This is a genomic window from Frankia sp. AgKG'84/4, from assembly GCF_023242965.2.
Lineage (GTDB): Bacteria > Actinomycetota > Actinomycetes > Frankiales > Frankiaceae > Frankia.
In genome coordinates this window covers 1-11,167 of record NZ_JALKFU020000125.1, presented here as the reverse complement: position 1 = coordinate 11,167, position 11,167 = coordinate 1, and the positions used below count along the sequence as shown (strand labels likewise).

Annotated in this window: 10 protein-coding genes; all 10 read left to right on the top strand. The window is 71.9% G+C overall.

Going from position 1 to position 11,167, the window contains the following annotated elements; translation table 11 throughout:
• A partial coding sequence (infB, locus tag MXD58_RS10755; protein ID WP_250609273.1) for a translation initiation factor IF-2 occupies positions 1-1,997 on the top strand: 1,997 nt, incomplete at its 5' end.
• Between the two features lie 77 nt (positions 1,998-2,074).
• On the top strand, positions 2,075-2,401 hold the full coding sequence (locus MXD58_RS10750; protein ID WP_248838262.1) for a DUF503 domain-containing protein: 327 nt from the start codon (positions 2,075-2,077) through the stop codon (positions 2,399-2,401).
• A 154-nt stretch (positions 2,402-2,555) separates the two neighbouring features.
• Positions 2,556-3,104, top strand: coding sequence for a 30S ribosome-binding factor RbfA (rbfA, locus tag MXD58_RS10745; protein WP_248838263.1), 549 nt, complete (start codon positions 2,556-2,558; stop codon positions 3,102-3,104).
• Between the two features lie 66 nt (positions 3,105-3,170).
• Positions 3,171-4,379 carry a DHH family phosphoesterase gene (locus MXD58_RS10740; protein WP_248838264.1) on the top strand — a complete coding sequence of 403 codons (1,209 nt, stop codon included), beginning with the start codon at positions 3,171-3,173 and terminating at the stop codon, positions 4,377-4,379.
• The gene (gene truB / locus MXD58_RS10735; RefSeq protein WP_248838265.1) at positions 4,376-5,296 is read left to right on the top strand and encodes a tRNA pseudouridine(55) synthase TruB; all 921 of its coding nucleotides are present in this window, start codon (positions 4,376-4,378) and stop codon (positions 5,294-5,296) included. Before MXD58_RS10740 ends, truB begins: the two co-directional genes overlap by 4 nt.
• Before the next feature lie 66 nt (positions 5,297-5,362).
• The gene (locus tag MXD58_RS10730; RefSeq protein ID WP_248838266.1) at positions 5,363-6,292 is read left to right on the top strand and encodes a bifunctional riboflavin kinase/FAD synthetase; all 930 of its coding nucleotides are present in this window, start codon (positions 5,363-5,365) and stop codon (positions 6,290-6,292) included.
• 240 nt (positions 6,293-6,532) lie between these two features.
• A complete protein-coding gene (gene rpsO, locus MXD58_RS10725) occupies positions 6,533-6,802 on the top strand; it encodes a 30S ribosomal protein S15 (RefSeq protein WP_009742365.1) in 270 nt (89 codons plus the stop codon).
• 290 nt (positions 6,803-7,092) lie between these two features.
• Complete coding sequence (locus MXD58_RS10720; protein WP_248838267.1) at positions 7,093-9,276, top strand: polyribonucleotide nucleotidyltransferase; 2,184 nt, start codon at positions 7,093-7,095, stop codon at positions 9,274-9,276.
• Positions 9,277-9,286: 10 nt separating this feature from the next.
• Positions 9,287-10,633 (top strand): M16 family metallopeptidase, encoded by a 1,347-nt coding sequence (locus tag MXD58_RS10715; protein ID WP_248838268.1) that lies wholly within the window; start codon positions 9,287-9,289, stop codon positions 10,631-10,633.
• Between the two features lie 45 nt (positions 10,634-10,678).
• The coding region (locus MXD58_RS10710) for a 4-hydroxy-tetrahydrodipicolinate reductase (protein WP_250609272.1) at positions 10,679-11,167 on the top strand (489 nt) is incomplete at its 3' end.

Genomic DNA, 11,167 nt, shown 5'->3' with positions numbered 1-11,167 from the left:
GTCGTCCCGGTGGTGGCGGTGGCGGCGGTCGGCCGGCCGCGGGTGGCCGTGGTCGCGGCGGCACGACGGCCGGTGCGTTCGGCCCCGGTGGCCGTGGACGCCCCGGTCGCCAGCGCAAGTCCAAGCGCGCGAAGCGGCAGGAATGGGAGAGCGGGCTCGAGGCGCCGCGCATGGGCGCGATGGTCCCCCGTGGCAACGGGCAGGCCATCCGACTTCCGCGCGGAGCGTCGTTGGCGGACTTCGCCGACAAGATCGACGCGAACCCGGGCGCGCTGGTCCAGGTCGTGTTCACCCAGCTCGGCGAGATGGTGACCGCGACCCAGTCCTGCACCGACGAGACGCTGCAGCTGCTCGGCGTGACGCTGGGCTACGAAGTGCAGATCGTCAGCCCGGAGGACGAGGACAAGGAGCTGCTGGAGAGCTTCGACCTGACCTTCGGCGGCGACTACGACGACGACGTCGAGCTCACGATCCGTCCACCGGTCGTGACCGTCATGGGTCACGTCGACCACGGTAAGACGAAGCTCCTCGACGCCATCCGCTTCACCGACGTGGTCGCCGGCGAGGCCGGCGGCATCACCCAGCACATCGGCGCCTACCAGGTGCGCTCCATGGTCGACGGCAACGAGCGGCCGATCACCTTCATCGACACCCCGGGTCACGAGACCTTCACCGCGATGCGTGCGCGTGGTGCCCAGGTCACCGACATCGTGGTGCTGGTGGTCGCGGCGGACGACGGTGTGAAGCCGCAGACGATCGAGGCGCTCAATCACGCCCAGGCGGCCGGCGTGCCGGTGGTCGTGGCCGTCAACAAGGTCGACAAGGAGGGCGCCGACCCGGCCAAGGTCCGCGGTCAGCTCACCGAGTACGGCCTGCTGGCGGAGGAGTACGGCGGCGACACGATGTTCGTCGACGTCTCCGCGCGCAACAAGACCAACATCGACGGCCTGCTCGAGGCCATCATCCTGACCGCCGACGCCTCGCTGGACCTGCGGGCGGCGACGGGCACGGAGGCCCAGGGCGTGGCGATCGAAGGTCGACTCGACCGCGGTCGCGGTCCGGTGGCGACGGTGCTGGTCCAGCGCGGCACGCTGCGGGTCGGGGACTCGGTGGTCGCCGGCGAGGCCTTCGGCCGCGTCCGCGCCATGCTCGACGAGCACGGTGGCCAGGTCACCGAGGCCGGGCCCGCCCGGCCGGTGCAGGTGCTCGGCTTCACCAGCGTCCCCGATGCCGGGGACAACTTCCTGGTGGTGCCCGAGGACCGGGTCGCCCGCCAGATCGCCGAGCGTCGCCAGGCCCGGGAGCGCAACGCGGAACTCGCGCTCAGCCGTGGCCGTCCGACCCTGGAGAACATCCTGGAGCGGATGAAGGAGGGCGAGAAGACCCAGCTCAACCTCATCCTCAAGGGCGACGTCTCCGGTTCCGTCGAGGCTCTCGAGGACGCCCTGCTCAAGATCGATGTCGGCGACGAAGTCGGCCTGCGGATCATCGACCGTGGCGTCGGCGCGATCACCGAGACCAACGTCATGCTGGCGTCGGCGTCGGACGCGGTGATCATCGGCTTCAACGTCAGGCCGCAGGGCAAGGCGACGGAGCTGGCGGACCGCGAGGGCGTGGAGGTCCGCTACTACTCGGTGATCTACCAGGCCCTCGAGGACATCGAGAACGCCCTCAAGGGCATGCTCAAGCCGGTCTACGAGGAGGCCCAGCTCGGCACCGCCGAGGTGCGAGAGGTCTTCCGCGTGCCCCGCATGGGCAACGTCGCGGGTGCGCTGGTCCGCAGCGGCATCATGCGCCGCAACGTCAAGGCACGCCTCATCCGCGATGGCGTGGTCGTGGCGGACAACCTCACGGTCGAGTCGCTCAAGCGGTTCAAGGACGACGCGACCGAGGTCCGTGAGGGCTACGAGTGCGGTATCGGTCTCGGTTCGTTCAACGACATCAAGGTCGACGACGTGATCGAGGCGTTCGAGCAGCGGGAGGTTCCCCGCGCCTGAGACACATGGCTGATCGGTGCCGGCCGGATCACTCCGGCCGGCACCGCCCGGCCCGTGCCACACAGCGGGACACGATCATGTGGATCGGGACCCTCAGCCTGGATCTCCTTCTCGGGGATGTGCATTCGCTGAAGGAGAAGCGGTCGGTGGTGCGGCCGATCGTGGCCGAGCTGCGCCGCCGTTTCGCGATCAGCGTCGCTGAGACCGGAGCGCTCGACCTGCACCGCCGCGCCGAGGTCGGCATGGCGGTGGTCGCCGCCGACCGTGCGCACTGCGTGGAGGTCCTGCGTTCGTGCGAGCAGCTCGTGGCGCAGCGGCCCGAGGTGGAGATTCTCGCCGCGCGCGAGCGTCTCCTCGCCGAGGACGACGCCGACCCGCCGTTGCCGGCGGATCTCCCGGACTGACGGAAACAGCCCGGACTGACCGAAAGAGCCCTGTCGCGGCGCGGGACGCTCTCCGCGGCGCGGGACAGCCTCGGCGTCACGGCGCCGGCGGCGCCCGCGCGGATGGTCGAGCGTGGGAGTCCGCGGTGGGGGAGACGGAGCTAGGAGGTGGACGGTGGCTGATCCGGCCCGTGCACGGCGGCTGGCCGTGCGGATTCGTGAGATCGTCGCGTCATCGCTGGAGCGCGGCGTGAAGGATCCTCGGCTGGGCATGGTCACGGTCACAGATGTGCGGGTGACGCCGGACCTGGTCGACGCGACGGTCTTCTACACCGTCTACGGCGACGAGGACGACCGGCGCGCGTCCGCGCTGGCGCTCGAATCGGCGCGCGGCCTGCTGCGCAGCCAGGTTGGCCGCGCCACCGGGGTGAAGGTCACCCCGACCCTGACGTTCGTGCACGACAGACTGCCCGACGACGCGAAGCACATGGAGGACCTGCTCAGCGTCGCCCGGGAGCGGGACGCACGGCTCGCGGAGGCCCGCCGTGATGCGCTTCCGGCCGGTGACGAGGATCCCTATCGGCATCCGCGGGTCGCCGAGGACGACGCCGACGCCGCCGCCGCCGGCGACCCGTTCGCCACGGATGATCTTGACAGTGGTGATGATGTGGAGCCTGATCGGGCCTCATCGGAAGGCGCGCCAACGTCCGGGTATCGGGAGTGACTCGGCGCTGACGGGAACGAGCCGTCCGCGAACCGGACGGTGGCGTACACGGCGAGGGGATTGGCGATGACCGAGGTGAGCGATTCCGGGGCGGTTGTCGGTCCGCCGGCGCTCCGGGGGGGCCAGTACACGCCGGACCCGCCGTCCTGCGCGGCGCGGGCGGAGCTGGTGGCGGCTCTCATCGACGCCGTGTCGGCGCGCGCGGAGATCCTTCTCGTCGCGCACGTGCACCCGGACGCGGACAGTCTCGGCTCGGCACTGGCCCTGGGGCTCGCACTGCGGGCGGCGGGCGGGCGGGTGCGGGTGAGCTTCGACGCGAAGCCGTTCGCCGTACCGCGCACGCTGGGTTTCCTCGCCGGTCAGGACCTGCTCGTCGATCCGGTGCTGATCACCGATGTGCCGGGGCTGGTCGTCTGTCTGGACGCCGACAGCCGGCCTCGGCTCGGGCGGCTCGGGCACCTGGCCGCGGCGACCCGGGTGGCCGTGATCGATCACCACCTCTCGAACACCGGCTTCGGTGACCTCAACCTGGTCGATCACGAGGCGCCCTCGACCAGCGCGCTGGTCGTTGACGTGATCGACGCCCTCGGCGTGCCGCTCGACGCGGACATGGCCGCGGCGATCTACGCCGGGCTCGTGACCGACACGGTGTCGTTCCAGCGCCCGGCGACGAACCCCGCGGTGCACCGGCTCGCGGCCAGGCTGCTGGCGACCGGCATCCGCCATGATCTGATCAGCCGGGCCCTGTGGGACAGCCACCGTTTCGGCTGCCTCAAGCTGCTCGGCGTGGTCATCGACCGGGCCCGCCTGGAGCCCGAGCACGATCTGGTCTGGACCTGGTGCGGGCAGCAGGATCTGCGCCGGGCGGGCGTCGCCCTGGACGAGATCCAGGGGTTCATCGACACCCTGCGGATGGTGTCGGAGGTGGAGGTCGCGCTGATCTGCAAGCAGGAGGGCGGGGCGTGGAAGGTCTCCCTGCGCTCCCTCGGTGGCATCGACGTGGGCGCGCTGTGCACCGGCCTCGGTGGCGGCGGCCATCACCTCGCCGCCGGCTTCGCCTCCACGGCGGAACTCGGTGCGCTCATGGACGAGGTGCGGGCGGCCCTCGCGGGCGCTCCACGGCTGTCCAGCCCGACGATCCGGGCCCTCACCGGCCCGGATGACGCTGCTGGACGCGCGGCGGTGCCGGCACCGGCCCGGGCCGGGCCGGACGTGACCGTCGCGGGCGCGTCGGGGCGCGTCGGGCCGGTGGGCCGCCCCCTGGGAGTGCGGTGAGCCCGCGTTCCCGGCCGGTCGCCGGTCCGCAGGTCGACGGGCTGGTCGTCGTCGACAAGCCGGCCGGGTGCACGTCGCATGACGTGGTCGCGCGCGCCCGGCGCATCCTCGGGCAGCGCCGGGTCGGCCACGCCGGCACCCTCGACCCGATGGCCACCGGCGTCCTGCTGCTCGGCGCCGGGCGCGGCACCCGACTACTCGGCCACCTCGCCCTCACGGACAAGGTGTATGACGCGACGATCCGCCTCGGCCGGACGACCACGACCGATGACGCGCAGGGCGAGCCGCTCGAGGACCGGCCGGTCGACGTCGAACCGGATCGACTCGCCCGGGAGATGGCGGCCCTGACCGGCGTGATCGATCAGGTGCCCTCGAGCGTCAGCGCCGTGAAGGTGGACGGGGTGCGCGCCTACGCCAGGGTGCGCGCGGGTGAACAGGTCACCCTCGCCGCCCGGCGGGTCACGGTGCACCGCTTCGACCTGCTCGCCCGCCGCGGCACGGGCGGCACGCCCGATCCGGCGGGAACCGACCTGGACGTGACGGTCAGCTGCTCCAGCGGCACCTACATCCGGGCGTTGGCCCGCGATCTCGGCGCGGCGCTGGGCTGCGGAGGGCATCTGACGGCGCTGCGGCGCACGGTCGTGGGACCGTTCGGGCTGGACCGGGCGGTGAGCCTCGACACGTTCGGTGAGCTGGGCCGCGCGGCGGTGACTCCGCTGGCGGAGGCGGTCGCAGCGGGGTTCGCCCGCCGGGATGTGCCCGCCCCGGCGGCGGTCGACGTGTCCCATGGCCGCCGATTGGCCCCGGTCGGACAACCGGGGACCTACGGTGTTTTCGGCCCGGACGGGGCAGTGCTGGCCCTCGTCGAGGAGACGGCGGACGCGGTCCGCTCGCTGGTCGTGTTCGCCCCGGCGTGACCGGCGCCCCGCCGACGGTGGGTGCCGGCCGGACCGCGCCGCGCGAGAATGTCCTAGGCTTCCCCCGTGCAAACGTGGCGAGGCGCGGAGAACACGCCGGCCGACTGGGGCGGCGGGGTCGTCACGATCGGCTTCTTCGACGGGGTGCACCTCGGGCATCGGCAGATCATCGGTCGTGCGGTGCGGCGTGCCCATGAGCGCGGCGAGCGCGCCGGGGTGCTCACCTTCGACCCGCATCCGGGGGAGGTGCTGCGCCCCGGGAGTCATCCCGCGCTGCTGACGACGCTTCGTCACAAGGCGGAGCTGCTCGCGGCGATCGGCGTGGACGCCCTGTGCGTGCAGCCGTTCACGCCGGAGTTCAGCCGAGTCCCGCCCACGGACTTCGTCCGCGACGTGCTGGTCGATCACCTGCGGGCGAGCGTCGTGGTGGTAGGGGAGAACTTCAGCTACGGCCACCGGGCGGCCGGCAGGCTGGCCACCCTGACGGCCGACGGGGCCCGGGCGGGGTTCGAGGTCGAAGGGGTCCGCCTGGTCCGCTCGGGCGAGGAGGTGCTGTCCTCGACGGGTATCCGCCGCCGCGTCGCCGACGGCGAGGTGGAGGCGGCCGCGGCCGCGCTGGGGCGTCCCCACCGGGTCGAGGGCGTCGTCGTGCACGGCGACGCGCGCGGGCGGACGATCGGCTACCCGACGGCCAACATCGAGGTGACGCCCTGGGCGGCAGTGCCGGCGGACGGCGTCTACGCCGGGTTCGCCTGCCTGGCCGACCGGCGCCAGCCGGCCGCCATCTCGATCGGCACGAATCCGACCTTCGCCGGGCGGGAACGGCGGGTCGAGGCGTTTCTGCTGGACTTCGACGGGGATCTCTACGGTCAGTACCTCGCCTACGAGTTCACCCACCGGCTGCGCCCGACGTTGCGGTTCGACTCGGTGGACGACCTGGTCACCCAGATGGCCGCCGATGTCGAGACGACCCGGGCGGTCACGCTGCCCGTGTGACCGCGCCCGGGTGCCCCCTGTCCGGCCGGGAGTTCCGCTGCGCGGGCGGCGTCCGCAGGTCCGTGGACGGCCGCAGGACGGCCGGTGGCCGGCCGGTTCCCCTCGGATTGATAGGCTTCGGGATCAGGCGGGTGCGGCGTGACCGGATCAGGCGGCGAACAGGCCGCCGACCGGGGTGTCGGTCCGGGTGTTGAAGACCCCGGGCGCGCGCCGTCCCGAGACAGAATGGAAAGGTGCAGCGTGCCGCTCGCGAGCGACGTCAAGCAGAAGATCATGTCCGACTACGCCACCGTGGAACGGGACACCGGCTCGCCGGAGGTCCAGGTCGCGATGCTGACCAGGCGGATCAGCGACCTCACCGAGCACCTCAAGGTGCACAAGCACGACCACCACAGCCGTCGTGGCCTGCTGCTGCTCGTTGGTCGCCGCCGCCGACTGCTGAACTACCTGTCGAAGACGGACATCAACCGATACCGGGCGCTGATCGAGCGCCTCGGACTTCGGCGATAGCGCGGAGAGGGAGCGGCCCCGCCGGGGACGCTCCCTCTGACGCATCGGGGGTAGAACTCCGGATGCGTCGCCCCGTCGGCGGGATCGCCCGTCGGCGGGCGGAGGACCTGACCGGGTCCGTGGTGGCGAGAGCCGCCGGTCCTCGGTCGTGGTCGCCGGGAGCGGGCCTGACCCGTGGCCCCGGGGGCTTCGACTGAGCACCGGCATCGGCATCTTCGAGGACGCGGACCCGGCCGGAGATCAAGATCGGCTGCGTGGACCCGGCCGACAAAGAGGATGGAGTGGTTCGAGTGGACGACTCGACACATGCGGCCGAGGCAGTCATTGCGACTCCGGCCGGCAACCGCACGGTGCGGTTCGAGACCGGTCGGCTGGCCAGGCAGGCCGCCGGTTCGGTCGTCGCCTACCTGGGCGACACAATGGTGCTTTCGGCGACGACAGTCAGCAAGCAGCCGAAGGAACAACTCGACTTCTTCCCGTTGACGGTGGACGTCGAGGAGCGGATGTACGCCGCCGGGCGCATTCCCGGCTCGTTCTTCCGGCGCGAGGGGCGGCCTAGCGAGGACGCGATCCTCACGTGCAGGCTCATCGACCGACCACTGCGCCCCTCGTTCGCGAAGGGCCTGCGCAACGAGATCCAGGTCGTCGCCACGGTGCTGGCGCTTGATCCGGACACGCTCTACGACGTCGTTGCGATCAACGCGGCGAGCGCGTCGACGACGCTGTCCGGCCTGCCGTTCACCGGCCCGATCGGCGCGACCCGCGTCGGCTACGTCGACGGCGAGTGGATCGCCTTCCCGACCCACTCCGAGCTGGCCCGGGCGACCTTCGACATGGTCGTCGCCGGCCGCGTCGTGGACGGCGGCGACGTCGCGATCATGATGGTCGAGGCGGAGGCCACCCCGGGCACGGTCGAGCTGATCGCGGGCGGCGCCCCGGCGCCGACCGAGGAGGTCGTCGCGGCTGGCCTGGAGGCTGCCAAGCCCGCCATCCGCGAGCTGTGTCGGGCGCAGAGCGAGCTGGCTGGGCTCGCCGGCAAGGCCACCCGGGAGTTCCCGGTCTTCATCGATCACCACGACGACGTGCTCGACGCGCTGAGCGCGGCGGTCGGCGACGAGCTGTCCGCGGCGCTGCGCATCGCTGGCAAGGCCGAGCGGGAGACCGAGCTCGACCGGGTCCGCCAACTGGCGCTCGAGAAGGTCGCCGCCCAGTTCGAGGGCCGCGAGAAGGAGATCGCCCCCGCCTACCGGGCGTTGACCAAGAAGCTCGTCCGCTCCCGGATCGTCACCGAGGGAGTCCGGATCGACGGCCGGTCGACGGCCGAGATCCGTGAGCTGTCCGCCGAGGTGGACTACATCCCGCGGGTGCACGGCTCGGCGCTGTTCGAGCGGGGCGAGACCCAGATCCTCGGCGTGACCACGCTGGCGATGCTGCGCATGGAGCAGACGGTCGACACGCTCAACCCCGACCGCACCAAGCGCTACATGCACAACTACAACTTCCCGCCGTACTCCACCGGTGAGACCGGTCGGGTGGGTTCGCCGAAGCGGCGCGAGATCGGCCACGGGGCGCTCGCGGAGCGGGCGCTGCTGCCGGTGCTGCCCAGCCGCGAGGAGTTCCCCTACGCGATCCGCCAGGTCTCCGAGGCGCTGAGCTCCAACGGCTCGACGTCGATGGGCTCGGTCTGCGCGAGCACCCTGTCGCTGCTCAACGCCGGTGTGCCGCTGAAGGCGCCGGTGGCCGGCATCGCGATGGGCCTGATCCACGCCGACGACGCCTACGTGACGCTGACCGACATCCTCGGAGCCGAGGACGCCTACGGCGACATGGACTTCAAGGTCGCCGGCACCCGCGACTTCGTCACCGCGCTGCAGCTCGACACCAAGCTCGACGGCATCCCGGCCTCGGTGCTGGCGGCGGCGCTGCAGCAGGCCCGCGGCGCCCGGCTGACGATCCTCGACGTGATGGCCGAGGCCATCGGCAGCCCGGACGAGATGTCCGCGCACGCCCCGCGGGTCATCTCGGTGAAGATCCCGGTCGACAAGATCGGCGAGGTCATCGGGCCCAAGGGTAAGATGATCAACCAGATTCAGGCCGACAGTGGCGCCGAGATCACCGTCGAGGACGACGGCACGATCTACATCGGCGCGGCGGACGGCCCGGCGGCCGAGCTCGCCCGGTCGGCGATCAACGCGATCGCCAACCCGCAGATGCCCGAGGTCGGCGAGCGCTACCTCGGCACGATCGTGAAGATCACCAACTTCGGCGCGTTCGTGTCGCTCACCCCCGGCCGAGACGGTCTGCTGCACGTCTCCAAGCTCAAGCAGCTCTCGGGCGGCAAGCGAGTGGAGAAGGTCGAGGACGTGCTCACCGTGGGGCAGAAGCTCCAGGTCGAGATCACCGAAATCGACAGCCGCGGCAAGATCAGCCTCTCGCCGAGTGCCGAGGCCGCGGACGCGGCGGCAGCGTCCTGATCGCCGCGTCATGACCGACATCCCCCTGCCCGGCCTGGCCCGTGACCCGGGTTCCGCGGGCTCAGCCAGCCAGTCTCTGCTGGACGGCACCGTGCGTCGCACGGTGCTGCCCGGCGGCCTGCGCGTCATCACCGAGCGCGTGCCGGGGGTGCGGTCGGCCGCGATCGGCGTGTGGGTCGGCGTCGGCTCCCGGGACGAGACCCCGGTGACCGCCGGCTGCTCCCATTACCTCGAGCACCTCCTGTTCAAGGGGACGCCGACGCGCGACGCGCTGACCATCAGCGCGTCCGTGGAGGCGGTCGGCGGCGATCTGAACGCGTTCACCGGCAAGGAGTACACCTGCTACTACGCGCGGGTGCTCGACTCCGACCTGCCGATGGCCGTTGACGTCGTCGCCGACATGGTCACCAACTCGCTGGTGACCGCGGACGACGTCGAGGCCGAGCGTGGCGTGATCCTCGAGGAGATCGCCATGCACGAGGACGACCCGGGCGACGTCGTGCACGACGTGTTCGCCGAGGCGATGCTCGGCTCCTCGGCGCTCGGCCGGCCGGTGCTCGGCACGATCGAGTCGATCGAGGGCCTCGGGCGGGAGACGATCGCGGAGTACTACCGCTCCCGGTACGTCCCGCCGGCACTGGTGGTCTCGGTCGCGGGCAACCTGGAGCACGACCAGGCCCTCGAGCTGGTCGCGAAGGCGTTCGGTCGGGGCAACGGCACCGGCGGCGGTCACCCGTCCTCGGTGCGCGCCGGGCGTTACGAGTACCCGCCAGCGCCTGGCATTGTCGTCTCCGAACGGCCCACCGAGCAGGCCAACCTGGTGCTCGGCACAGTCGGCCTGTCTCGCCACGACCCGCGCCGGTTTGCCCTCGGGGTGCTCACCAGCGCGCTGGGCGGCGGCATGAGTTCCCGGCTGTTCCAGGAGATCCGGGAGAAGCGCGGGCTGGCCTACTCGGTCTACTCGTTCACCTCCCACTTCGCCGACGCCGGGCTGTTCGGCGTCTACGCCGGCTGTGCGCCCCGGCGGGCCGACGAGGTGCTGGCGATCGCCCGCGACGAGATCCGGTCGATCGCCGAGCGCGGGATCACCGCCGAGGAGCTCGACCGGGCCCGGGGGCAGAGCCACGGCTCGCTGCTGCTCGGGCTGGAGGACACCGGGTCGCGGATGAGCCGGCTCGGCAAGAGCGAACTGGTCCACGGCGAGCTGCTGTCCGTGGACGAGATCATCGCCCGGGTCGACGCGGTGTCCCTCGACGACGTCACCGCGATCGCCGCGAAACTGGCGGAGCAGCCCTGGGCCCTGGGCGTCATCGGGCCGTTCGACGACCACGACTTCAGCGCGGCCGTCGCCCGCTGACCCGTTCTTCGGGTCGGGCATGGCGGCGGGCGGAGGAGGAGACGCATGAGCGAGCGGCTCGCGGTGGGTGTGCTGGGTGCGCGGGGCCGGATGGGTGCCACGGTGTGCGCCGCCGTCGAGGCGGCGCCGGACCTGGCACTCGTCGCCGCCCTCGACGCCGGGGAGGACCGCGGCCCGCTCGCTGCCGCCGACGTGGTCGTCGACTTCACCACGCCGGACGCGGTGCTCGAGAACATCCGCTGGTGCGTCGAGGCCGGCCGCCATGTCGTCGTCGGAACCACCGGCTTCGACGACGAGCGCCTCGCGACGGTGCGCGGCTGGCTCGGCGAGGTGCCGAAGACGGGTGTGCTCGTCGCGCCGAACTTCGGCGTCGCCGCCGTGCTCATGATGATGTTCGCGGCCCGTGCGGCGCGGTTCTTCGACTCCGTCGAGATCGTCGAGCTGCACCATCCGAACAAGGTCGACGCCCCCAGCGGCACCGCCCGGCGCACCGCCGAGCTGGTCGCGCGGGCCCGCGAGGCCGCGGGCCTGGCG